Source organism: Microbulbifer echini, from assembly GCF_041447225.1.
GTDB lineage: Bacteria > Pseudomonadota > Gammaproteobacteria > Pseudomonadales > Cellvibrionaceae > Microbulbifer > Microbulbifer echini.
Genome location: NZ_JBGMEL010000005.1, coordinates 221486 through 246688 on the forward strand (window position 1 = coordinate 221486; position 25203 = coordinate 246688).

Annotated in this window: 20 protein-coding genes; 18 read left to right on the forward strand and 2 right to left on the reverse strand. The window is 54.0% G+C overall.

The genetic code is table 11. The features are described from left to right. The first annotated feature begins 144 nt into the window (after positions 1-144). Positions 145-1992 (forward strand): MFS transporter, encoded by a 1848-nt coding sequence (locus tag ACCI51_RS07225; protein WP_371843121.1) that lies wholly within the window; start codon positions 145-147, stop codon positions 1990-1992. Between the two features lie 214 nt (positions 1993-2206). After that, positions 2207-2683 (forward strand): hypothetical protein, encoded by a 477-nt coding sequence (locus tag ACCI51_RS07230; protein ID WP_371843122.1) that lies wholly within the window; start codon positions 2207-2209, stop codon positions 2681-2683. Positions 2684-2874: 191 nt separating this feature from the next. On the opposite strand, the gene ACCI51_RS07235 is transcribed toward ACCI51_RS07230, so the two are convergent. Beyond that, positions 2875-4806: an FTR1 family protein gene (locus ACCI51_RS07235; protein ID WP_371843123.1), complete on the reverse strand. Its 1932-nt coding sequence runs from the start codon at positions 4804-4806 to the stop codon at positions 2875-2877. Between the two features lie 161 nt (positions 4807-4967). Between ACCI51_RS07235 and ACCI51_RS07240 the strand changes: the two genes are divergently transcribed. The 11 genes from ACCI51_RS07240 to ACCI51_RS07290 all read left to right on the forward strand — a co-directional run bounded on the left by ACCI51_RS07240 (position 4968) and on the right by ACCI51_RS07290 (position 16885). After that, a complete protein-coding gene (locus ACCI51_RS07240) occupies positions 4968-5447 on the forward strand; it encodes a glutathione peroxidase (RefSeq protein WP_371843124.1) in 480 nt (159 codons plus the stop codon). Positions 5448-5449: 2 nt separating this feature from the next. Continuing rightward, on the forward strand, positions 5450-5959 hold the full coding sequence (locus ACCI51_RS07245) for a MarR family winged helix-turn-helix transcriptional regulator (RefSeq protein ID WP_371843125.1): 510 nt from the start codon (positions 5450-5452) through the stop codon (positions 5957-5959). A gap of 377 nt (positions 5960-6336) precedes the next feature. Next, positions 6337-7872: a 2-isopropylmalate synthase gene (locus ACCI51_RS07250; RefSeq protein WP_299580298.1), complete on the forward strand. Its 1536-nt coding sequence runs from the start codon at positions 6337-6339 to the stop codon at positions 7870-7872. Next, positions 7873-8646: a uracil-DNA glycosylase family protein gene (locus ACCI51_RS07255; RefSeq protein ID WP_371843126.1), complete on the forward strand. Its 774-nt coding sequence runs from the start codon at positions 7873-7875 to the stop codon at positions 8644-8646. It begins immediately after the preceding gene. Next, entirely contained in the window at positions 8643-9122 is a 480-nt protein-coding gene (gene rimI / locus ACCI51_RS07260; RefSeq protein WP_371843127.1) for a ribosomal protein S18-alanine N-acetyltransferase, read from the forward strand. The genes ACCI51_RS07255 and rimI overlap by 4 nt, the downstream gene beginning before the upstream one ends. A 165-nt stretch (positions 9123-9287) precedes the next feature. Next, on the forward strand, positions 9288-10670 hold the full coding sequence (locus ACCI51_RS07265; RefSeq protein ID WP_371843128.1) for an MATE family efflux transporter: 1383 nt from the start codon (positions 9288-9290) through the stop codon (positions 10668-10670). 220 nt (positions 10671-10890) lie between these two features. Further along, positions 10891-12225, forward strand: a complete 1335-nt coding sequence (locus ACCI51_RS07270) for a YHYH protein (RefSeq protein WP_371843129.1) — start codon at positions 10891-10893, stop codon at positions 12223-12225. Positions 12226-12643: 418 nt separating this feature from the next. Beyond that, a complete protein-coding gene (locus ACCI51_RS07275) occupies positions 12644-14005 on the forward strand; it encodes a YHYH protein (protein ID WP_371843130.1) in 1362 nt (453 codons plus the stop codon). Positions 14006-14034: 29 nt separating this feature from the next. After that, positions 14035-14574 carry a hypothetical protein gene (locus ACCI51_RS07280; RefSeq protein WP_371843131.1) on the forward strand — a complete coding sequence of 180 codons (540 nt, stop codon included), beginning with the start codon at positions 14035-14037 and terminating at the stop codon, positions 14572-14574. A gap of 191 nt (positions 14575-14765) precedes the next feature. After that, positions 14766-16208: an ATP-binding protein gene (locus ACCI51_RS07285; RefSeq protein WP_371843132.1), complete on the forward strand. Its 1443-nt coding sequence runs from the start codon at positions 14766-14768 to the stop codon at positions 16206-16208. Between the two features lie 5 nt (positions 16209-16213). Further along, on the forward strand, positions 16214-16885 hold the full coding sequence (locus ACCI51_RS07290; RefSeq protein ID WP_371843136.1) for a response regulator: 672 nt from the start codon (positions 16214-16216) through the stop codon (positions 16883-16885). Between the two features lie 61 nt (positions 16886-16946). Here the strand turns inward: ACCI51_RS07290 and ACCI51_RS07295 are convergent, their stop codons facing one another. Next, entirely contained in the window at positions 16947-18710 is a 1764-nt protein-coding gene (locus tag ACCI51_RS07295; protein WP_299580326.1) for an aminopeptidase P family protein, read from the reverse strand. Positions 18711-20071: 1361 nt separating this feature from the next. Between ACCI51_RS07295 and ACCI51_RS07300 the strand changes: the two genes are divergently transcribed. From ACCI51_RS07300 to ACCI51_RS07320, 5 genes are all read left to right on the forward strand, one after another. Beyond that, positions 20072-21652: a peptide chain release factor 3 gene (locus ACCI51_RS07300; protein ID WP_299580332.1), complete on the forward strand. Its 1581-nt coding sequence runs from the start codon at positions 20072-20074 to the stop codon at positions 21650-21652. 69 nt (positions 21653-21721) lie between these two features. Further along, positions 21722-22351 carry a 1-acyl-sn-glycerol-3-phosphate acyltransferase gene (locus tag ACCI51_RS07305; protein WP_299580335.1) on the forward strand — a complete coding sequence of 210 codons (630 nt, stop codon included), beginning with the start codon at positions 21722-21724 and terminating at the stop codon, positions 22349-22351. Then, positions 22338-23105: a TSUP family transporter gene (locus ACCI51_RS07310; RefSeq protein ID WP_371843133.1), complete on the forward strand. Its 768-nt coding sequence runs from the start codon at positions 22338-22340 to the stop codon at positions 23103-23105. The genes ACCI51_RS07305 and ACCI51_RS07310 overlap by 14 nt, the downstream gene beginning before the upstream one ends. A 4-nt stretch (positions 23106-23109) precedes the next feature. Further along, on the forward strand, positions 23110-23460 hold the full coding sequence (locus tag ACCI51_RS07315; protein ID WP_299580341.1) for a hypothetical protein: 351 nt from the start codon (positions 23110-23112) through the stop codon (positions 23458-23460). Between the two features lie 29 nt (positions 23461-23489). Further along, a complete protein-coding gene (locus ACCI51_RS07320) occupies positions 23490-24899 on the forward strand; it encodes a M20/M25/M40 family metallo-hydrolase (RefSeq protein WP_371843134.1) in 1410 nt (469 codons plus the stop codon). Positions 24900-25203: the final 304 nt, after the last annotated feature.

A 25203-nucleotide genomic window follows, 5' to 3' on the forward strand; every position in this document is an offset into this window, starting at 1 on the left:
TTACGCCAGCACAAACTCGCCCCGCCAACTAACCTATCCACTCCCTGCTAAGCTGACTTTTATTATCACGCCCCCAGTAGTCAGCGCATATTTTGAAAAATACCTGGTGGGCCCTGTTCGCTCATTCCTCACTGGCGGACGCCAATGGCTCAGCACAACCAATTCGCACTTCTGTCCAAGCGCCGCTTCCTACCGCTATTTCTCTCCCTGACAAGTGCCGCTTTCAATGACAATATTTTCAAAAATGCTCTTCTGGTCATGCTGGCATTCCGTCTGGCGGAAGCGGAGGCCAACGCCTTAATCAATCTGGCCACCGGTTTTTACATATTACCTTACTTTCTATTTTCGGTAACCGCTGGGCAGCTGGCCGATAAATACGATAAGAGTCGGATTATCAGGATCCTGAAGTTGGCGGAAATTATTATCGTCGTATTCGGAGCCTACGCCCTGATTTACAACAACCAGGTGCTGAACTTTGTGGTGCTGTTCCTCCTGGCAGCTCACACGGCGATCTTTAGCCCCGTGCAATATGCCCTTTTGCCCCAGCACCTGAAGCGTAGAGAATTAATGGGCGGCAATGGCCTGGCACAAATGGGTTCTTTTGCCGGGGTACTCTCCGGTACTATCGCCGGTACCCTATTGGCAGGCGATACAAAACCAGGGGAATCGGGCCTCGCCGAGTTGAGTGTAATCATGGCAATGGTTGCGATATTGGGTTATCTCGCCAGCCGTATGATCCCTCCGGCAACGCCTCCAGCCCCCAAATTGCACATCGACTGGAACCCTATCTCGCAAGCTTGGCGCATTCTGCGTCTGACCATGAAGAACCCTTCTGTCTTCTATGCGATTCTTGCATGCTCCTGGTTCTGGCTGGTGAGCTCCACTTACCTGGCACAGGTACCCAGTCTCACCAAAAATGTACTAGGTGCCAGCGAGCCGGTCATCACGATTATTCTGTGCTGCCTGTCCATTGGCGTCGCAACGGGGTCACTTATGTGTGAGGCGCTTTCCCGGGGGCGTATCACATTTGGCATAGTACCGATTGGAGCGCTGGGTATTACATTAGCCGGCTTGGGCCTCGGTATTACCGTGGATCAATTTGAAACTCTGTCCGGGGCATCTGTCACTGAGTATTTACGCAGTGATGGCGCCTACGCAGTACTGATATATACCACCCTCCTGGGTATTTTCGGGGGGATTTTTATCGTTCCTCTATATGCAATTATGCAGGACAGGACCGATAGTACTGTGCGTGCACAGGTTCTCTCCCTCAACAATGTGTTGAACGCTCTATTTATTGCCTCTATTTCGGTGTTAAGTATTTTTCTTCTGGATGTACTGAAAATCACAATCCCACAACTGTATATCCTGATGGCAGTGCTAAATGTCGTGGTAATGGCTTTTCTCTTTGTCAAACTGCCCCAATTCATTGTGCACTTATTCCTCTGGCTCTCCTCGCATTTACTGGCTCGCACTAGCTATGCCCACCTAGATCGTATCCCGAAAAATGGTTCCGTCATGCTGGCCTGCAATCCCGCCGGGAAACTGACATCGGTGTTGCTTATGGATTCCCTGCCGAGATCCGTACGATTTATTATTCCCGAATTTTTATATAGGGCGCCTTTACTGCATTTTATTTTTAAGTATTACGGTACCGCCCCTATTGTTTATGAACTACCACTGAAAAGTGTCAATCTGCGCAGTGAAATACAACAGGCCCAGGCTGACGGGGATTTACTATGCTTTTTTCCCGGCTTAGACGCAGATAGCAGCCAAGTCCACTCCGCAGAGGCATTGTTACAAGCAATTTTAACGGACACAGTTACCCCGATAATGCCACTTTACCTGTGTGAATCGCCCCACGAAAAGCCAGGTAGCTGTAATCGCAGCAGGTTTAATTTCGTTCCCAAGATACACATCCGTGTCGGGCGGGCTCTCAGCGCAAAGGATTTCATCGGTTCACCCCTAACGGATCAGTATTCCAAAATGTAATATCCACAACGCAGGTTTGGCATCCGTTATGAATCGGGGGGATAACCCATTGATGCCGTACAAAAGCTGCCCCGCAAGACCAACACCGGATGGCTCAAAACCAATTTAAACTGCTCGGCAAGCGACACTTTCTACCACTTTTCATCACTCAAGCGCTCGGAGTCTTTAACGATAACCTGCACAAAATGCACTGATCATCATGCTGGTGTTCCGCATGGCGGAGAGCGAAGCCAACGCCCTGATCAAAGCCTCCCCACCAACACCAAAATTATCTACCCCCTGGAATCCATTGGCACATACCATGCGAGTCATGTACTCGGTATGGCAAACACCCTCGGTGTTTTACTACATGATCGCCATCTCGTGGTTCTGGCTGATATCCGCTGCCTTCTTAACCCAAATTCCCAACTTTAACCACGATGTTCTCGGTAGTAGCGGAGAGGTGGTCACTCTGCTGCTGTGCAGCTTCACCGTGGGAACGGCCCTGGGCTCACTGTTGTGCAAATGGTTATCCCGAGGGCGTATCGAGCCAGGGCTAGTGCCACTAGGTGCTATTGGCATTACCTGCGCAGGCTTGGCGCTGGGTTTTTCTTCCAATCACTTCCGCACGCTCTCCAATACAGGCCTAATTCCGTTTTTTAACAGTCCCCGCTCTTATTTTAATCTGCTGTATATGGCACTTTTTTCTTAATGCCCTGGTTGTCGCTGGACAACCGGTAGAGGGGATCGATACCGGCGCGGAGAACCTACAGAGGCGGGTGCGAGACTTGAAAGAGAACTAATCGGGGAGCTTCCCCCTCAACCATTTCGACCGGCAAAGGGGAGATGGGGAAATTCTGCGTTAGAGGATACCCGCACTACATCGCGGGTATCCTCGTAAATTTAAGCGATCTTCGCTGAGGTCTCAGATGCAGCGCTGCTCTTTCTCATTAACCACAGTGCCCCGATCAGAACCAGAGCCTGCAGACCAATACCCTGCCAGGTGGAATAGATACCCAGCCAGTCCAAGCTGAACTGCACCGGTAGCGGGGATATTCCAATCCAGGCCGCTTCCTGTAGTGCCGCCACCGCCTTGCCTGCGAGGACAAATGACAGCGCCAGCAACACGTAGGTGGTCGCGGTGAAGAATTGGCCTATGGGCAGGCGCACTGAGTAGCGCACCAGGACAAAGCCCAGTACCGCAAGCAGTGCTATACCAGCACCGATCCCCATCCACAGAGTGCTGTAGTGGCCGGTGGAAGTCTGTGCCAGCAGGGATTGATAAAACAGAATAGTCTCGAAAATCTCGCGATACACCGCGATAAATGCCAGCCCCGCAATCCCCCAGAGCGCACCAATGCTCAGGCTGCGGTCGATGCTGTCACGGATGTACTTTTGCCATTCGTCGGCTTGGGTCTTGCTGTGCATCCAGAAGCCGACATAGAAGAGCACCACCGCAGCCAACATCGCGGCAACACCTTCCATTACCTCGCGGCTGGCACCGCTGATAGAAATCAGGCTCTGGGCAGCAACCCAAGTGGCAAAGCCCGCAGCGAAGGCGGCAATCCAGCCGATATGCACAAATTTAAGCACATCGCGGCGGCCGGTTTTTACCAGAATCGTGGTCAGGGCAAGCACTACCAGCAACGCCTCCAATCCCTCGCGCAAAAGAATCACCAAGCTGGCAATAAAAAGTGCGGCGCCGGATAAGTTGTTCTCTTCCATCAGCGACTCTGCCTGGGCCAACTGCCCCAGGATCATATCGACCTGTGCCTGCACCAGTTCGGGATCGCTGTCAGCATTCAGCTGGGCGCGCAGGCCCAGCAGCTCACGCTCGGTGGCCAGGCGCAGGTCTGCATCCAGAGAGTCGAGGGCATTTTCCGCCATCTCGAAGCCATCCAGATAAGCACTGATCGCAAGAGTGCGGGCGTTGACGAAATCGCCCTCTTGATAGGCCGCCAGGGAGGCCTCCAGTTGGGTCCGTGCCACATCGATCGGGGCACTGCTTTCTGTGGTTTCTGGAGCAAACAGAGCGCTCGGATCCGCTCGCAGTGCCGCCACAGCCAGGGTACTGATCTCCGGGCGGTCATTGCGCAGAACCTGTGGGCTGTACATGATCAGGTCTTTCAAACCCGGCCTAGCTTCATCCCCAGCAAAACTCTCTCCGATAAATGCCTGACTGCCCACGTAGAAAGCCAGGGACCAGCGCTGTTGTTCGGTGAGGTTTGCAAAAGCGGTCATGGCGGTGCCATCAATACCGTTACTGATCGCATCGTAGAGCCCCAGCAGAGAGCGATTTTCCGCCCGCTCGCGCTCGTGGAAATTTGTTGGCCCGGGCTCCAGGCCTGCCGCCATAGGGCCATCGCCCTTACCTTCCACACCGTGACAGGCGATACACTGGGCTTGATAGAGCGCGTGACTTTCCTCCTGACTGAGCAGGGCGCGCGGCAGGGACAGGGCCGGAGCAATAGAGAGCAAGCCCTGACGCAACTTGGCCGTGTGCTTCTGCACTTCCTCGATACCGGCTTTGCGCTGAATAGCCCCCTGCAGAGCTTGGGCCTCAGCGCGAATTACGCTTGCCTCGGCGGAGTCTGCCAACCGCTGGCCACGATCGATCAGCAACTCGGCGAACTCCTCCATCTCAGCGTACTCATCGGCATTAACGATCTCACCCCTGGCTACTGCCTCCGGGTAATCCACACCAATATACTCCGCCATCTGCATTAATTGGCGCAGCTCCTGTTCAGAGAGGCCCGCTTGTTGGGCCTTGGCGGGGATTATCGTAATGGCCAGCAGCGCCACAAACAGGCGAGCCAGGTATAGGGAAAGGCGCATGGAGGGTCCTTTTCAGTTGCCGCAATCAGAATTAGTAATGTGGCCCATAATATAATTGATAATCATTCTCACAATAAAGCCCGCACTGAAACTTACAAAAATCTTGCAATTTGCATTGTGCACAACTAAATTTTGCACAATGCAAATCAATGGAGCACCCCATGACCGACCTCTACACAATTCCCGTGAAAACCGCCAGCGGTGAGACCGCTTCCCTGGAAGATTACAAAGGCAAGCTGATCCTTGTGGTCAATACCGCCAGCAAATGCGGCTTTACCAAGCAATACAAGGGCCTGGAAGCTCTCTACGATCAATATAAAGACCGCGGCCTGACCGTCCTCGGCTTTCCCTGTAACCAGTTCGGCAAACAGGAACCTGGCAGTGACGACGAGATCCAGGAGTTCTGTGAGCTGAATTTTGGCGTCAGCTTTCCCGTATACGCCAAGCTGGACGTCAATGGCCCCTCGGCTCACCCCCTGTTTATCGAGCTGAAGAAGCGCGCTCCAGGTCTTCTCGGCACCGAGGGCATCAAATGGAACTTCACCAAATTCCTGATCAGTAAGGATGGTAAAGAGGTCAAACGCTACGCGCCAAAAGACACTCCAGAATCCCTGCAGGAAGAAATCGAACGGATGCTGTAACTGTGATTTGTGATGATGATTCCGAGCTGGCCCTCAACCGTCAGCTCTGTTTTGCCCTCTACGCCGCATCCAGGGCCATGACCAAAGCTTACCAACCCATGCTGCGAGATCTCGGCATCACCTACCCTCAGTATCTGGTACTGATGGTGCTGTGGGAGTGGGTCGGTGAAAACGATCATGAAAGTGGGAGCAGTGACGATAGGAGTCTCGGTGCCTTGGGACAGCGCCTGATGCTCGACTCCGGCACCCTCACACCTCTGTTAAAACGCATGGAACAGCGCGGTTTGGTGGAAAGAGCGCGGGCGCCATGGGACGAGCGCATCACCCTAATCAACGCCACCGCTATCGGGCTGGCACTGAAGCCCAGAGCCAAGCAGTGGGTTCAGCAACATATGCAGGGTTCTGCCATCAGTCGTGCCGAAGTGGAACAACTCCATGGCGATATCTGGCACTTCCTGCGCAAGCTGGAAGCAGTAAAACCTCATGAACCTGAGCAAGGGCCGGAAAGATAACAACCAGAATCCCCGGCCTGACCCCAAGCCCTCCCCAAGGGGGCAAAACACCTACCCAAACGGCATCAAATTAGGACAAATCAATCACACAATGATGATTATCAAGAAATATTAGGATGGGCATTGACCGCAAGATCAAATAACATCCATAATGTGCGAAATCCAGTCCGAAGCCGGTATCACCAAACATGAAGACTGACCACAGACTATTTAGCCCTCCGCACTGCGCCCTAGCTTTCTCGCTACGACTGCCCCTACGCGGCATATAATTTTTCTCCCTTCACCCCAAACAGAATTCCCGACTTTATTTGGACGGTGCCTAGACAGCGGCGAAGCCCCTTGTTTAGCCTCGAAACAAATAAGGAGAAGAAACGAAAATGAGCACGAAAAAAGATAAGTTAGTCATTTTTGATACGACTCTGCGCGATGGTGAGCAGAGTCCCGGCGCCTCTATGACGAAAGAGGAAAAGGTACGCATTGCCCGTATGCTAGAGCGCATGCGCGTGGACGTGATCGAAGCCGGCTTTGCCATCGCCAGCCCCGGCGATTTCGAGGCTGTACAGGCCGTGGCGGAGGCCGTGACCGAATCCCGTGTCTGCAGCCTGGCCCGCGCCGTGAACGGCGACATCATCCGCGCCGGTGAAGCCCTGAAAAAGGCCAATGCCTCCCGCATTCACACATTTATCGCCACCTCACCAATCCACATGCAGTACAAGCTGCAGATGGATCCCGAAGATGTGCTACAACAGGCCGTAAAGGCGGTAAAAACTGCGCGGCAGTTTACCGATGATGTGGAATTTTCCCTGGAGGATGGCAGCCGCTCCGAACCAGAATTTATGTACCGTATTATTGAAGCGGTCATCGCCGCCGGTGCCGGCACCATCAATATTCCCGATACCGTCGGCTACGGAGAGCCCGGCGAGTATGGAGCCATGTTCCGCCGGGTCATCGAAAGTGTGCCCAATTCCGACAAGGCCATCTTTTCCACCCACTGTCACAACGACCTGGGCCTCGCCGTGGCCAACTCCCTGTCCGCCGTTATGAACGGTGTGCGCCAGGTTGAGTGCACCATCAACGGCCTGGGCGAGCGCGCCGGCAACGCCTCCCTCGAGGAAATCGTTATGGCGGTTCAGACCCGCCAGGACCTCTACCCGGTAGACACCGGCATCGACACCCACCATATCGTACCCACTTCGCGTATGGTCTCCTCAGTAACCGGTTTTCCGGTGCAACCCAACAAAGCCATCGTTGGCGCCAATGCTTTTGCGCACGAATCCGGCATTCACCAAGATGGGGTGCTCAAGCATCGCGAAACCTATGAAATCATGCGCGCCGAGGATGTGGGTTGGGGGCAAAATCGCCTGGTACTGGGCAAACACTCCGGCCGCGCGGCGGTGCGCGCCCGCTACGAGGAGCTGGGCATCACCTTTTCCGATGGCGAGGAGTTCCGACAGGTCTTCCTACGCTTTAAGGATCTGGCCGATAAAAAACACGAAATTTTTGACGAAGACCTGCACTCTCTCGTGACCCTGTGCGAGACACCATCGGAGCGCTTCCAACTGATAGATCTGGATGTGCGCACCAAAATCGGTAGTGCCCCTCAGGCCTTTGTCCGTTTGTCGATTGACGGTGAACCCCACCAGATCGAAGCTAAAGGCGGCGGCCCGGTGGATGCCACCTTCAAAGCCATAGAGCATATCGTCAACAGTGGCGCCGATTTGAAACTGTATTCTGTCAACGCCGTGACCCAGGGCACCGATTCCCAGGGGTCGGTAACTGTTCGCCTGGAGAAAGACGGCCGCCTGGTCAATGGTGTGGGCGCCGATACCGATATTTTGATTGCCTCGGCACAAGCCTACATGGATGCGTTAAACTTGCTGGCCATTAGTGCGAGTAAGAAACAGGGCGTGTAAGTGAACGAACTGCAGCGAGCGGAATATCTGTCGGTACTTGGTGTAGCCAGTTATGTGCCGCGCTTTCTATTGCCGCTCGCACCCGAGCCCCGCCAGGCCCAGCTGCCTGCGGTAGAGCCCGCCTCCAATGGGACTCCAGCGCAACCTCTCGGGGGCAACCCCCTGCCCCAATCGACGGCGCAGATTATCGAGACCCCGGCCGCGAAAGAGGGGAATCCTGTAGCGGCGGAGATCAGTGCACTAACCCATGCGGCAACTCTACAAACACCGATAAAACCCGCTGTGGCTGCCCCCGTGGCGGCACCGCAACAGCGAGTGCAGCCCTTTGTACTCAACTGCTGGCGCATCGGCGAAGCTCTGCTGGCGGTAGACAGCCACGAGCCCGGTGCCGCGCTGCCCTTGGACGCCCTGTTCGGCAATATCATACGCGCCCTCAACTGGCACGAACTGCCGCGGCAGCAAGAGCGGTTGCACTGGCCCATGGCGGAAAACCGCTTTGGGCCCGCAGCGGATGCCACCGAGGCACGCGACACTTTCTCCAGCTGGCTGGAAGCCTCCTGCTCCCGCAATCCGGTGAAATCCATCTGGCTGATGGGCCAGGAGGCACGGGAATACTGTGCCCCCCTGGCCCTAGATAAAGACATCAACGATTGGGGCGGAGTGCGTGTTCTACCCATGCCGAGCTTGTCCCAACTGTTACAACAACCGGAGCGCAAGCCCGATCTGTGGCAGCTGCTGCGCAAAACCTACCCGGTTGAGACCCGCACACCATGATGCTTTCGCAGACAGACGGGCTGGAGTTGCGCCGCGCCGAGGAGACAGACTGCAAAACCCTGGCCTCCCTGGCACAAAGTGCCCACAGTCATCCATGGAATGAAGCACAATATCTACAAAGCCTGAAAACCGGACACCAGTGCTGGCTGCTTCTAAATAGTGAAGGGGACCTCGTCGCCAGCTGTGTGATCAGTCAGCTGTTTGACGAAGCGGAGCTCCTCGATGTGGCCGTTTCGCCAGAGTGGCGCCGGCGCGGTTTGGCAGAAATGCTGCTCAGCCGCCTAATCAATAGCCTAAAGAAGGATTCTCGGCGTCTGCTGCTCGAAGTGCGGGTTTCAAATCTCGCCGCACAGTCGCTCTACCGCAAACTGGGTTTTTCCGAGAACGGCCTGCGTAAGAATTACTATCCCGCGGATAACGGCAAGCGCGAAAATGCTCTACTCATGAGTCTCGCCCTTGCCAGACCCCAACCGTAGATTCGGTTGAAGGACTGCCGAGCGGCCCTTGTTTTCGTTGTTCCCGGCATCTATGTCAACTATCGAGGAATGGCGCCACGGACCCGCGCTGCCGCTGCCGCACCACTTTGTGGCAGCTTCAACCAAGTACCCCGCTTAACCGGTCTGCCCGAAAAGAGTTATTGAATGTCGCTATCAACAAGTAGTCCGTCTCTCCTCGAAGGCTCAGTTTCCGGCCACTTGCAGAGGCTCGCCCTCCCCATGGTCTGGGGCATTCTCGCGGTGATGTCTTTCAATATCATCGATACCTACTTCGTCTCGCAGCTGGGCAGTGCACCACTGGCGGCGATGAGTTTTACCTTTCCCGTGGTAATGGTAATAAACAGCTTTTCTATAGGCCTAGGAGCGGGTGCCTCCTCAGCGGTGGCTCGCGCCTATGGCGCGAGGGAAGTGAGCAATGTACGCAGACTGGTCACCGATGCCTCGGTGTTGGCACTACTCATATCGCTTGTCATTACAGTCATCGGCCTGCTGACTATTCGCCCTCTGTTTTCCCTGCTCGGCGCCAGCCCAGAACTGATGCCATTAATCGAAGACTATATGGTCCCCTGGTACCTTGGTACCATCTTCGTCATCGTACCCACCATTGCCCTCTCAGCCCTGCGCGCTATCGGCAACAGCGCTCTGACCGGGCGCATTATGGTCGGCGTGGCCCTATTCAATTTAATTCTCGATCCGATTTTGATCTTCGGCCTATTGGGTTTTCCCCGGCTCGAATTGCAGGGTGCAGCCATCGCCACAGTCATCGTGCGCGCCTTCAGCTTTTTTGCCGCCTTCTACTTTCTGATCCGCCGGGAAAATCTGGTAGCCGCCCCCCAGTGGCACCTCGGCACCCTAATCGAATCCTGGCGCAAGGTCCTCGCGGTGGGGCTGCCCGCGGTTTTAACCAATGTCATTATTCCCATGGCTGGCGGCGTAGTGGTGGCCATGGTGGCGGTGCACGGTGACGAAGCCGTGGCTGGCTTAGGTGTCGCCCTGCGGATCGAACCGGTGGCCCTGATTGTTTTCTATGCGCTCTCTGCGGTGGTGGGCCCATTTATGGGGCAGAATGCCGGGGCCGGTAACATAGATCGACTGCGAGAGACCGTCAGTGTGCTGGCCCGCTTCTGCCTGATACTGGGAGCCGGCCTGGCGGTACTGCTGTATTTTATCGGCGCACCGGTGGTCCGCCTGTTCAGCGACTCCCCCGAGGTCATCGCAGTGGCGGTTGCCTATCTGAGCTTGGTGCCCTTCAGCTATGCCGGCTATGGCTTCGTTATGTCCGCCAACGCCGCGTTTAACGGCCTGGGACGACCATTGCCCGCTACCATGATTTCCTTTCTGCGGGTGTTTGGCATCTACCTGCCACTGGCCTGGATCGGCAACCACTTCTGGGGGATGGCTGGACTGTTTGCCGCCACCGCCACGTCCAATTTGCTGCTCGGTGCCCTGTCCTGGTGGTGGCTGCGTCACGAGACCCGCTTGCGCCGCGCAGAGGTCAGCGCGACAGACTCCCTGCCCGCCAGCTAGGTCCGGGCCCGCTACTCTGGACACCCCCATCAAATGCGGCACCGCTTGATAAAGATTTCACACTCCGCATTCTGTGGCGCTATGTAAGGAAACATACGCCGCAGAAATCGCCTTGCATATTGCTTCCCACTTTGCACGTTAGTTTCAGCCTTACCTGGGCATCGCTGACGCTCTCAGCAATCGATAAAGCCAAGTAAACCCCCATCAAGGACGATGACTTATGCAAGTCAAAGAAAGCCTGCTCTTTCCGCGGCAGCGGTGGCGCTGTGCCATATTGCCGGTCGTGATCTGGACTCTTTTCACAACAAGTTTGCCAGGCTGTGACCAGGATGATCCCTCCCCGCCCCCGGAAGACGGCTCCGGCGACGACGGAGGAGACAGTGGGGACAGCGGGCCCTGGATTCTTAACACTACCGGCGCCCGCGCTCCCTATATCTACGAAACCAACAGCAATGCGCAGGTTTTGGTGAATGTCCAAAGCGTTGAAGCGGTCACCGTGGAGAACAAGCGTTACACCCGAGTGAGTGCAACCGGTATCCCCGACTACAAAATTGTAATTACCGGCAACCTGTATGACTGGCTCATCAACCGCCCCAGGGCGGCCACAGATTTTGTCGGCGGCAACCCCACTGTACAGGTTGGCGATAACGTCCTTTTTGGCCAGGATATCGGCTATAGTAGCAATAGCCGCAGCTGCGATACCGGCGCCGGCTATGGATTTTGGCCCCCAGGTCCGGTCTGCCCAGAAAATGTCTCTCATCAGGGCTACTTCCCGCAGGAACCGGAAATCTCCAATGAACGCTGCGAGAGTGTTCTCGGGGCGCAGGGTTACTGGGTCAATGGCACGTCCATTTACCAATGGAGTGATGGCCAGATTTTAGATGGTACCTGGCATACCCTGGCACCGGTGGCTGAGGTGTACGATGTGGATATTTGCGGAGGCCATGCAGCCCGCGGCGAGTATCACCATCATTTTTACAGCGACTGTCTCGCCGACCTGGTTGGAGATAACGGCGACAGTCACTCCCCTATTTACGGCTTTACCGCCGATGGTTATGCCATCCATGGCCCCTGGGTGGCAAATGGCGAGCTGGCCAAGAGCAGCTGGGCCATCCGCGACTACGATGATCCCGACTCCCCAAGTGGCTGTGGCATTGCGGGGGAACGCCGCTGTCTGTTAATCGATGAGTACGATATAAACCAGGGTATCGCAGCACTGGCCAGCAACGGCCCCAGCACCAGCGATACCTTCACCTCCTTATCGGGGAATATTTTTATTACCGAGTCCGGATTCTTCTATGAGGACTATTACTGGAATCAGGATCTTACCGCTCTCGGCGGCGCCAACCTGGACCAATTCAATGGCCACAGTGACAGCGAGCGCGGCTACCACTATCACCTGACCGTTACCTTGAATGAGGCTGGGCAGCTTATCCCAGCCTTTCCCTACACGTTTGGACCACGCTTTTACGGCAAACTGGATGACCAGACTATTGTCAGTGTGTGTTCCGATGAGGTCGGCGGCGGTGCGCCTCCGGGACCGCCTCCCGGCTGAAGCGGGCTCGCCGCAAAACACTCTGATCTAAAAGCCGTGCCGTGGGCCACCCCGCACAAGGCGGTCAGGAGCAGCGACAGCAGCGTCTCTGCGGCTGTCGAGCCGAGGGGATATCCATCCCCCTCCCAAACTTTGCAAAATTTAACACTGGCTAGCCGCAGTGGTTTTCCAGCCACAATTATTTTTTGCCCGGCAAAAGTAGGGAGAGGAACAATAAACGGTTTGCCCTTATACAGAGGGGCGAAATGGTTTTTCCGTCGCGGTCGCTTTTAAGCAAAAGCCACTTTAAGAACCACTTAATGGGATTTTGCCACTGTAACACCCCACCACCACAGCCACTGAACTGTCCATATTTTGTCCTCTTTTCTGCAGTATTTTCGGGGGGCTTATCCTTTGATGTCAGTGACCGGTGTTCTCCATGAAAATAATAGAAATACTCAACCGCGACAAACGCTCGCTTTTATCCTGCGCTCTCGCCCTCACACTGCTTACCGCTGCCCTACAGGGCTGTGGCGGCGGAGGCGATTCCTCCTCCAACACAGAAACCAGCAACGAGAACACCGATACCGATACGGGCAGTGATAGCGGAGACGACAACAGCAATACCGATGACGCCACGGATAACGACAGCAGTACAGAAGTCACCGGGGTCTGGATCGTCAATACCACTGACGAGCGCGCCCCCTACATTTATGAGAACAACAGCAACGAGCAGGTATTGGTCAATGTGCAACGCGTAGAGTCTGTCACCGTCAATGGCAAGGAGTACACCCGTGTATCCGCAACAGGCATACCCGACTATGAAATCCTGGTCACCGCAAATATCCTCAACGCCCTGCTCACCCGCCCTAAGGTCAGCAGCGACTTTGTCAGCGGCAGCCCCAACGTTCAAGTGGGAGACTTCATCCGCTTTGGTCAAGATATTGGCTATCGCAGCAACCCCTCCTGCGACACCGAGGCGGGCTACGGCTTCTGGCCACCTGGGCCGGTCTGCCCGGAAAATGTCTCCCACCAGGGCGATATCCCCAAATCCCCGGAAGCGGCCAGCGAAGACTGTGAAACCGGTCTTGGCGTTCAGGGCTACTGGGTCAATGGCACTTCCATTTATCAGTGGAGCGATGGACAGTCCGTCAACAATACCTGGCATACACTCGCCCCCTTAGCGGAAGTCTACGATGTAGACGTCTGCGGGGGGCACGCCGCCAATGGCGACTACCACCACCATTTTTACAGTGACTGCCTGGCAAACCTGGTGGCCGACGTGGGCGATAGCCACTCGCCAATCTACGGCTACACCGCCGATGGTTACGCCATCTACGGTCCCTGGGAGGACGACGGCCAATTGGCTTTGAGCAGCTGGGCGGTGCGTGCGTACGACGACCCCAACTCCGAAACCGGCTGCGGTGTTGCCGGTGAGCGCTCTTGCCTGCTGGTAGACGAGTACGACACCAGCAAAGGCTCTCAGGCCACGAATAATACCGGCCCCTCCACCAGCGGGAGTTACACCTCACTCTCCGGTAACGAATTCGACACCACTTCCGGCTTCTTTTACGAGGATTATTTTTGGGATGCGAGCCTGACGGCCCAGGGCGGCGCCTACTTGGACCAGTATAACGGCCACACCGATAGTGAACGCGGCTATCACTACCACTTGACTGTCACTCTCAGCGAGGACGCCCAGTTAGTGCCCGCATTTCCTTTTACTTTTGGACCCCGCTTTTACGGAAAACTAGACGAGCAAACCATCGTCAACCGGTGTTCCACCACCGTTGGCCGCTAACCGACACCCAACCCAGGAGTGGGCAGTTTATGAAAATGCACAGGTATTTTGCTGCCGGCACGCTGGCCTGGCTGGTAGCGACCGGCACCCCCACATGGGCAGCCCAACCCAACCCCCACGCGGGACACAACGGCGATCCGCACCCGGTGGTAGAAATACCCGTACATGTCGCCGCACCACGTATTGAACTGGAGATCAGCCGAGACACGATGTCCGGTTTTAATTTACATATCGCCTACGACCGATTCGAACTGGAGTCGCCCCGCTATGCCAATGAGGCACCACAGCGCTTTCTCGAGGGACACGCGCACCTTTATATTAATGGTGTAAAAATACAGCGCCTATATGCTGCGGATTTGCATCTGCCGGAACAATGGCTAAAGCCGGGATTCAACCAGATCACAGTAACTCTCAATGCGCACGACCACAGCACATGGAGTCGCGGCGGTAAACGGGTCCTGGCCACATTGTTTATCCAGCGCGATCGAAATAACTTAGTCCTGCACCGCTTTTCCACATCCCCCATTTCCACAAGAGAGGGCGCAGAAGTGGCGCAAAATCATCGGTGAGCTGATTACGACAACCTTCAGCGCTTCCCCCATAAACCAAGGTCAAGATATTGAGTGTATTTAAATTAAAGAATTGCCCGCCGATTTACAGAGAGTGTACGCTTGGGTAGTCATCGACATAGGCAATACCCCACACAGCGGGACAGGAAAGTCCGCCTTATTGACGGTCCGTAGGAAGAACCGGATACAAGATGTCGCTAAACATTCGCTACAAACTCAGCCTGGCATTTTTACTGACGACGGCAATTACTGTCGGCGGCATGTTTGTTTTTTTTCAGTGGAGCTTCAGCCACGGTTTCCACGCTTATATGCGTGCCCAGGAGCTGCGTGATGTGGAGGGCCTAGTGCAGGCGCTACAGCAGTTTTATCTTCGCAAGGGCAGCTGGAAATCCCTGGAAAAAAACGGTTCAGAATGGCTGGATCTGCATCGGCAAACCATTTTTCGTCAATTGGGTCGCCTTCCTCCACCGCCCCCACCCAGTGGCATGCCGCCCCGGGGCATGGCCGGTCCCGGCCCTCGCCCACCCATGGGTAACTCGCTTGGGCCTCGCCTGAGTCTGTTCAACAGTGAGAAACAGCTGGTCATCGGGCGCCCCGCTCCGGCAGATGAATTGCTCTATCAGCCAATTCAGGTGGAGGACAAAACCGTTGGGTATCTCACAATCAATCCACCGCCCGCCCTATCCAAAAAGTATGAGCAGGGATTTATTCAGGAGCAGTCCCGTACCTTTGCATTGATTTCTATTGCTACTTTTATTATTACCCTGGCCATCGCTCTGCCCCTGGCCTGGCAACTTGTGCGCCCCATACGCCGCCTCGCCGAGGCCACCCATCGCCTGACCTCGGGGGATTATAAAACCCGTATCGATATTGAAAGGCGCGATGAACTGGGCCAATTAAGCGCAGACTTCAACCGCTTGGCGACAACACTTGAAGCCAATGAACACGCTCGCAATCGCTGGATGGCCGATATTTCCCATGAGCTACGCACACCACTGGCAGTCCTTAAGGGGCAAATTGAGGCGCTGCAGGATGGTGTGCGCACAGCCTCGCCGAAAAATCTTGATATTTTGCACAATAAAATTCGCCAGCTCAGCCGCTTGATCAACGACCTCTACGAGCTGTCGCTGTCCGATGCCGGCGCCTTGAACTATTGCAAGACCGACCTGCCCCTGGGGCCACTGCTCACCAGCATGGTGGAGGATTTTCGCAGCGCCTTCGCTCAGAAGAATATCGAACTGCAACTGCACAACAAACTATCCGATAGCAAACTGATCTATGCCGATGAGGCGCGCCTGCAACAGCTGTTTGGCAACCTCCTCACCAACAGCCTGCGCTACACAGACAGCGGCGGCCAACTGAACGTCAGCACACGCGCAGAAGCTCAAACCGCTATTATCACTTTTGCCGACTCGTCTCCAGGGGTTACCAGTGCCGATATCCCCCATCTTTTCGACCGCCTTTATCGCACCGATTATTCGCGCAGTCGGGAAACCGGTGGTGCCGGTTTAGGATTGTCGATTTGCCAAAATATTGTCAAAGCCCACGAGGGCAGTATTTCCGCCAGCTCATCCCGCCTGGGCGGCCTGGAAATTAGTATTTTTCTCCCCCTCACCGAGAGAATTAAATGGTAGGAATCATGGCCGCTAGGATTTTAATTGTCGAAGATGAAACTGAACTGGCGAACCTACTGCTGGATTACCTGCAGGCCGCCGATTACCGTGCCGATATACTCTCGAACGGCAATGAAGTCACTGCTCATATCGAGTCGCATCCCCCGGACCTGATTCTGTTGGATCTTATGCTACCGGGTAAAAATGGCCTGGAGATCTGCAAGGAAATTCGTCGCTATAGTAATGTACCGATTATTATGATGACCGCCAGAATAGAGGAAGCAGACCGCTTGCGCGGTTTGGAAGTGGGCGCGGACGACTATGTGTGTAAACCCTATAGCCCCCGCGAGATCGTAGCCCGTGTGAAGGCCGTACTGCGCCGCACTCACAGCACAGGACAGCGGAAGTCCGGGGATATCCAGCTACGACGTAACACCGGCCAATTATTAGTCGGCGGTCTCGATGTGGGTTTAACCGCTCTGGAATTTCACCTGTTCGAGTTACTCTACAGTGAACCCGGGCGGATTTTTTCTCGCGAGCAGATTATGGATCGCATTTATTCAGACTACCGGGTAATCAGCGACCGCACTATCGACAGCCACATCAAGAAAGTGCGCAAAAAAATTGCGGCCCTGCTACCGGAAAAGGAATTAATTCATTCCGTATATGGAGCCGGGTATAAATTTGAGGTGCAGTAATCACCAACGTCCATATTTTTTATGAAATAAAACACTGGGGGCAAGCCCCCAGCTCATCGTATTAAACGGCCTCAGTGGCCTGCTGCAGCCAGAGTGCAGTCTTCTCACTAACCAATGGCGTGATGACTTCCCGTACACGCTGGTGATAGCGATTCAACCAGTCCCGTTCCGATATGGTGAGAAGCTCCACATCAATTAAGTGGCGCTCAATCGGCGCTAGTGTTAACTCTTCAAACTGTAGAAATCCGGGATAATCCGCACTGTCTTTGACAAATACCAGGTTCTCAATACGAATACCGTATTGGCCGGTGAGATAAAAACCCGGCTCGTTGGAAAGGATCATACCCGGCTGCAGTGGCGTATTGGTGATAGCTTTGCCGATACGCTGTGGCCCCTCATGTACACTCAGGAAACTGCCGACACCGTGTCCGGTGCCGTGGGCGTAATCCAGGCCCACGTCCCAGAGTGATCTGCGCGCGATGGCATCGATTTGCTCACCACAAGTTCCGCTGGGAAAACGCAGAGTAGCGATGGCAATATGCCCCTTGAGCACTCGGGTAAAATGCTCCCGCGCCAGCGCGGGGAACTCCCCCAGGGCCACAGTTCGAGTCACATCCGTGGTGCCATCGGGATATTGGGCTCCGGAATCACACAGATAAATACTCTCCGCCTGCATCGGTAAACTCGACTCCGGGCTTGCCCGGTAGTGCACTATGGCCCCATTGGGACCATAACCCGAGATAGTTTCAAAACTGTTGCCGCGAAACCCCTCACGCTCCTCGCGCTTGCGATACAGCAGTTTTACCGCTGCCAGTTCATCCAACCCGTTTTCCACCGCAGTGGGTAACTCGGCCAGAAATTCACACAATGCGGCACCATCGCGTTCATGAGCCGCCCTGGAGCCCGCTAACTCCACCGCATTCTTACACGCCTTAGCTTGAATCACAGGATCCCGCTCCAGTAGCAACTGCAAATCCTGGCCGCGCAACTGCTGTAAGGTCCAGCAATTACTGATCGAGGGGTCCACCCAGATCTTATTCACATGGCGGCGGTGCAAGTCCTCAAATAGCTGGCCCTTTTCCGTCACCACCGTCACTTCCCGCTCCAGGTGCTCAAGGAGCCCCTCACCAACTGCTCGCTCAGCCAGATACAGAGTGGCACTGCCATCCCGAAAGAGCACCCCGCTGGAAAGCGCTACAGGCAGATGGGGAATATCATCCCCTCGAATATTGAACAGCCATGCGCAGTTCTCCGGATTCGGCAGCCACAGCGCATCCGCTCGCTTCTCGGCCAGGAGTGTGGCAATACGCTGGCGTTTATCGCTGGAGTGCTCCCCGGTGAACACGTAGGGGTGTGGACGGGCTTTACCACAGGGGGGAGCTGGTCTATCCCGCCAAATTGCATCGATTGGGTTTTTCTCCAGGGGCTTCAGAGTGATATCCCGCTCGGAGAGGCGTTTCACTAAGAGCGCCAGCCCCGGTTCCGTGTGCAAACGCGGATCATAGCCCAAAGACTGTCCACTGCTCAGTTGTTCACATACCCAGCTGGCAATGACCTGGTTATCCAGGTTTTCTAGCGCTATGGGTAAGTCTCCCAATTGCTGTTGCCCCTGCAGGGTATAGCGCCCATCCACAAACAGGGCGGCTTTATCCAGACCGATCACCGCCATCCCCGCAGATCCGGTAAAGCCGGTTATCCAGGCTAGACGTTCATCCGCCGGGGGGACGTATTCGTTTTGATATTCATCGGCACGAGGAACCAGGAAAGCCTCGACGCCCTGCCGCTGCAATTCCTCTCGCAATGCCTGTAAACGTTCCTGACTCATTCTTCCCCCATATTGACTAGAACTGCCATGACACCACCGTGGGCCTGGCGAATACAGGCCACCCTCTATAGTGGCCTTGAATCGACTGAAAAGTCGAATTGATTCCAAAAGGTGCTCAGGATTACCAGCCGTCCTACCAGCTCCGCCCATTAACGCCACCGAAAAAACTTGTAGGCCACCTTCAGAGCCCAATTTCGCAGTATACCTCACCCGCAAGACAGTGCCTGTGCCTGTCAGGCGGACTCGTTTTTCTTCCGGTTATCCAGTGATAACAAACTCAAAAATGAAATTGAATTTTTCCCTGGTGGGTTTTTCCAATCACCTTATCTTCACAATTATTTTCCACCCCTATAAATCACCAGTAGTTACAAGTTGACAACCTGCGACATATAATCAATAAAACGTATAAAGTCCTATTTTTAAGCCTCTTACTCTCGACAGCTTACGCCCCCCAAAACCAACCGCTGTCGAAAAAAAGTGTACACAAGCAAGTACACAAATAGCCTTTTGTTAACCTTTAAAAATGTGTACACAGGGAGGCTGTCATGGCGTTATTTAGTACTTAGATGAAGGCCAATACGGTGAGAATGGCTGACAGCAATGGCCTTAGCGTACGAATCACAAGTCATTTTTCAATTTCGATACCGCTACGACGGCAAACCAGCCCGCGTTCACCTCGGCTCCTAACGCTTAATGACACTCAAGAATGCCAGAAACGAAGGGCAACGCCTGAAGGAAAAATGTGAACAAGGCTACGACACTAGGTTGGGTAAACAATTTGAAAAGCAAGTAATCCTCAATGCTGATTCTTTAGAGAAGCTGCTCCTGCAGTAGTATCATTTCTATTGGAAAAAAGGGCAAAGGCCACCCCCGATATTGCCAATTTCAACGCAACGGAAAATCTGCGCATTAAGAAGGGCACCCGCTCCTCGGCCCGGATGAAATTAGCATGATGTGGCAGGCCGTAGAGCACTCACGCATGACGCCCAAGAAGAAAATCTTCCTCAAACTGTGCTTGGTCTATTGCTGCCGCAATGGCGTGTACGTTATTGACGGTTAGGGTCAGTAAAGAAGTGACACAGTACTCTGAACACTACCGTACACCAACTAATCAGTAGAGCTAATCCTGGAATGTTGGAGAAGATTCACCCAGCAACAGCACATAGACATGACCAAATACCTACCCAACCTTCAAGTAGCATCCAATTAGCCTCGACCAAATTGACCAGATAGCATCCACTGGTCACCAGACAAGAGCAAAAACAAAGCCCAATTTGATATAATGCGCCTTTCGCGATTCGGCCTTGGAGTATATTGATATATGTGTACACAGGGACGTACACAGATAAGGTTAAATCTAAGTGAACCACGATTTTTCTCAACGATTTCAAAGACGTAGAACTTTCGCAATCATTTCCCACCCGGACGCCGGTAAAACTACCGTGACCGAAAAGTTACTGCTATTCGGAAATGCCATTCAGCTGGCAGGCTCGGTCAAAGGGAAGAAGGGCCCCCACGCGCGTTCCGACTGGATGACTATGGAGCAGGAAAGGGGTATCTCTGTCACCTCCTCAGTTATGCAGTTCCCCTATAAGGAACGCACGGTAAACCTGCTGGATACACCCGGGCACGAGGACTTCTCTGAGGATACCTATCGGGTACTCACCGCAGTAGACTCCGCCCTGATGGTCATCGACGGTGCCAAGGGTGTCGAGGACCGCACAATCAAGCTGATGAACGTGTGCCGCCTGCGCACTACCCCGATCCTGTCTTTTATCAACAAACTGGATCGGGACATCCGCGACCCCATCGAGGTAATGGATGAAATTGAGGAGGTCCTGAATATTCAGGCCGCCCCAATTAACTGGCCTCTGGGTTCCGGCAAATTCTTCAAAGGGGTCTACAACTTCTATACCGATACCATCCATGTGTTTACCCAGGGCCAGGGCCACACAATTCCCGACGACATTCAAATCAAGGGGCTGAACTCCGCTGAAGCGGATGCATTACTTGGTGAATACGCCGAAGATATTCGCGAAGAAATCGAACTGGTGCGCGGTGCCACCCATGAATTTGACCTGGAAGCCTACTTGGCCGGTGAACTCACTCCTGTATTTTTCGGTACCGCACTGGGTAATTTCGGTGTGCGCGAAATGCTCGATGGCTTTGTCGAATGGGCACCGGGTCCTCAGTCCCGCGCTACTCAGGATCGTGAGGTAGCAGCAAATGAGGAAAAATTTTCTGGCTTCGTATTTAAGATCCAGGCCAACATGGATCCCAAACACCGCGACCGTATCGCCTTTATGCGAGTTTGCTCAGGCACCTATACGCGCGGTATGAAAATGAAGCATGTGCGCCTCGGTAAGGATATTAAGATCGCCGATGCCGTGACCTTTATGGCCGGCGATCGCACGCACGTAGAAGAAGCCATCGCTGGCGACATTATCGGCCTGCACAATCACGGTACTATCCAGATCGGCGATACCTTTACCGAAGGGGAATCCCTGAAATTTACTGGCATCCCCAATTTTGCCCCGGAATTATTTCGCCGTATTCGTTTGAAGGATCCTCTGAAATTAAAGCAATTGCAAAAAGGTTTGCAACAGCTCTCCGAGGAGGGTTCGACCCAGGTTTTTTTCCCCCTGGACAGCAACGACATTATTGTTGGCGCCGTTGGCGTACTCCAGTTTGAGGTTGTCGCCTATCGCCTCAAAGATGAATATAAAGTAGAAGCCATCTACGAGAATGTGAATGTAAGTACTGCCCGCTGGGTAGATAGTGACAACGCGAAAGAGTTGGATAACTTCAAACGCAAGGCCAGTACCAATCTCGCCATGGATGGCAGTGGACACCTCACTTACCTGGCGCCAACCAGAGTGAACTTGCAACTGGCTGAGGAGCGTTACCCCGATATCCGCTTCTACGCCACCCGCGAGCACTAATTTACAGGCACTATCCGGTGAGGAAGTATTTCCTCCCGGAGACATAAGCAGTAGATTGAGAGATCGATAATGAGTCAGCAGAAAGAATTACCAACAGAAGTACCTCGTCTCGGTAACAGTATCACCTCAGCGATTGGCATGTTGGCGATTCGATTGATGGGGTGGAAGTTGGAAGGCACCTTCCCACCGGAAAAAAAGGTAATGGTGGCTCTGGCTCCACACACCTCTAACTGGGACTTTGTGGTAGCGATGCCATTTATCATGGCTTACCGGGTAAAAATTTCTTGGCTGATGAAAAAAGAAGCTTTTTTCTTTCCATTTAAAGGGTTCTTTAAGTGGCTCGGTGGGGTCCCTACAAACCGCGGGTCTGCCGGGATCATCGCTAAGCAGGTTGCTGCGCAGTACCGGAATAATGAAAAAATGTGGGTGGGCATCACCCCGGAAGGCACCCGAAAAAAAGTCACCAAGTGGAAGAGTGGCTTCTTGCGTATCGCCTATGCAGCAGAGGTGCCTATTTTACTGATAGCCTGGGATTTTTCCCGCAAACGCTTCTGCCTGGATTCCCTTTACCACCCCACTGGAGACCTGGACAAAGATATGAGAGAAATCCAGCATCGCTTCAGCAAGTATCAAGGTTTCCACCACAAGATGCAGACCAGCACCTTGGAGGGCACTGAATCCTCCCGTGATAGAAGTTAGTAGCGATATATCCAATACCACATACCTGATTCTGACCGCAGTTGCCTTTATTGCGGGGTTTATCAGTGCCATCGCTGGCGGTGGTGGAATTATTACACTTCCCGCCCTGCTCTGGGCGGGCATCCCTCCACTCGACGCCCTCGGCACCAATAAATTCCAGGCCGTTTCCGGTACTTTTTCCTCTAGTCTCAATTATCTTAAAAAAGGGCACCTGCAACTGAGACCACTGCTGCCGGGCCTGTTAGCCGCAGTCATAGGATCGGCTTTGGGTACCTGGACGGTGACGGTGTTGGGCGTAGAGATGTTGGGCAAACTGTTGCCCATCCTGATTATCGGCATCGCCGTTTATTTTATCTTTTCGCCACGTATTTCTGATACCGATTCAAAGCCAAGAATGAGACAGGGAGCCTTTAACCTACTGATTGGTGGAGGTCTGGGTTTTTATGGGGGCTTCTTTGGACCAGGTATGGGCTCCCTCTACGCGTTGGCGTTCACTGCCCTACTCGGCTACAACATGCGTAAAGCCACGGCCGCTACCAAGCCTTTGGTGTTGGCAACAAACACCACTTCACTGATGATATTTATCGCCGCTGGCCACCTATCCCTGGCAATCGCTCTCGGTATGGCACTGGCCCAGTTTGTAGGTGCACGACTTGGTTCGAATCTGGTAATTAGCCACGGGGTTAGGCTAATTAAACCCGTCATTATTTTCTCCACCCTGGCGGTGGCCATAAAACTGCTCATGGAGTCGTAGAAAAGTGACTATATTCCTCACCCTGCTGTTGTCCTTCTGCGCTTTTGCCATAGTGATTTGGACTCTGATGCATCTGCGCACACCGCGATTTCGCATGGACAGAAACAGTTTTATTCGAGGGTTGGAAGATGTTCTCTCCGGCCAGGCCTCTGAAAGCGAATGGCGGGCACTCCTGGCCTGCCCTATGCGCCACGATCCCGAGCTGGAGAAAATGCGCCTGGAGTGCCTTAAAATCGAAGAACACGAATACACTGGTGGCGCCCCCTATTTATTTACTCAACGTGGCCTGGAAAAACTGCGCCGAATTCGTAGCCGCCTACTGCTCGGTACACCAGACAAACCACGTAAATCTTGAATCAACGAGTGTTAGTCAAGGATAAACACATGTTCAAACCTCTGCTGTCCCTTACCGGGGGCTTAATTGCAACCGTTGCCGTCGGCATCGCCCAGGCAAAGCCTCTATCACAGGAAGACCTGTCCGTAGCCGAAGTACTGCGCGACCGCGCCCTGTCATCCTCGAATGCCTATAGCATCGTAGAATCACTCACCGTGGAAGTCGGGCCGCGTCGCGCCGGCACCGAGGGCGACCAACGCGCTGTAGCCTGGGCTCAGGAGAAAATGAAAGCGCTTGGGTTTGACCGGGTCTACACGGAGCAAATCAATGTGCCTCGCTGGACTCGGGGACATGCCCACGCCCAGGTAACTTCCCCTTTCCCTCAACCGCTAGTCGTTTCCTCTCTCGGCTATAGTGTTGCCACCCCCGCGGGCGGCCTGACTGCGGAAATTATCGAATTCCCCGATGTGGAAGCCCTTCAGCAAGCACCCGCAAAACAAGTTGAAGGTAAAATTGCCTTCATCAATAAACGTATGGAAAAAGCCCGCACAGGCGAGGGTTATGGCCCCGCCGTGCAAGGGCGCAGTAAAGGCATGCGTGCGGCTTCGGAGAAGGGCGCGGTTGCACTACTTCTTCGCTCCGTGGGCACCGACTCCGACCGCTTTGCCCACACAGGTATGATGTCCATTAATGCTATCGAAAATCCGGTTCCAGCTCTGGCTCTGTCTGCTCCGGATGCTAACCTGCTGGAGGCAATGCTCAAGCGCGGTAAACCCGTGCAGGTGAAACTGGATATCGACAACCAGCGACACACCGACGGCCCCTCCTTTAACGTAATTGGGGAGATTACCGGTCGCGAAAAACCGGAAGAAGTAATGATTATTGGTGCCCACCTGGACTCCTGGGATGAGGGAACTGGTGCGCTGGATGATGGAGCCGGCGTAGCCATCGTCATGGAAACTGCACGCCTTATTGCCGAGCTGCCCGAGCGCCCTCGTCGCACCCTGCGTGTAGTTCTGTTCGGTGCCGAGGAAATTGGCCTTGTTGGTGCCAAACAGTACGTAGACGCTCATCTACACGAATTGGATAACATTGTCGCCGTGTCTGAGTCCGACTTTGGCGCCGGCAAAGTGTGGCGCTTTGACACACGCCTTCCAGAGAGTAAGTTTGATATTGCTGATCAGATGATGCAGCTTCTTGCACCTCTAGGTATCGAACGCGGAAACAATACATCTTACGGTGGCCCGGACAGCAGTGTCTTTGTTGCCCGCGGCGTCCCGGCCTTTGGTCTCTATCAGGACGGCACCGACTACTTTGACTATCACCATACTCCCAACGATACCCTCGATAAGGTCGACCCAGAGAACCTGCGCCAAAATGTCGCTGCCTGGGTCGTAATGTCTTTCCTCACCACAGAGATGGAAGGAAACCTGGGACGAGTACCCACCTCCGTTAAATAAAGAATTAGCTGCCGCTATTACTCAGAGCCCCACCAGCGTGGGGCTCTTTATTTCCCCCTCCTTTTCCCCTACCGAGTAAAAGCCTGTTCACTTCCCTTTTCTCACATCTTTCTCTTTCTCTTTCTCTTTCTCAGGAGACTCTGGATACTGGCGAACTAATCAGCGTTATTAATCCACAGATTCCAGCCTTACAACCCTGTTAATAACTGCTCTCCGTCTAATTACATCTCTGTTACTGGAAGGTTACCAACAGAAACCATGGATAGAGCTGTGCATAACTCCGGGATATCCCCTCTCAGCCCTG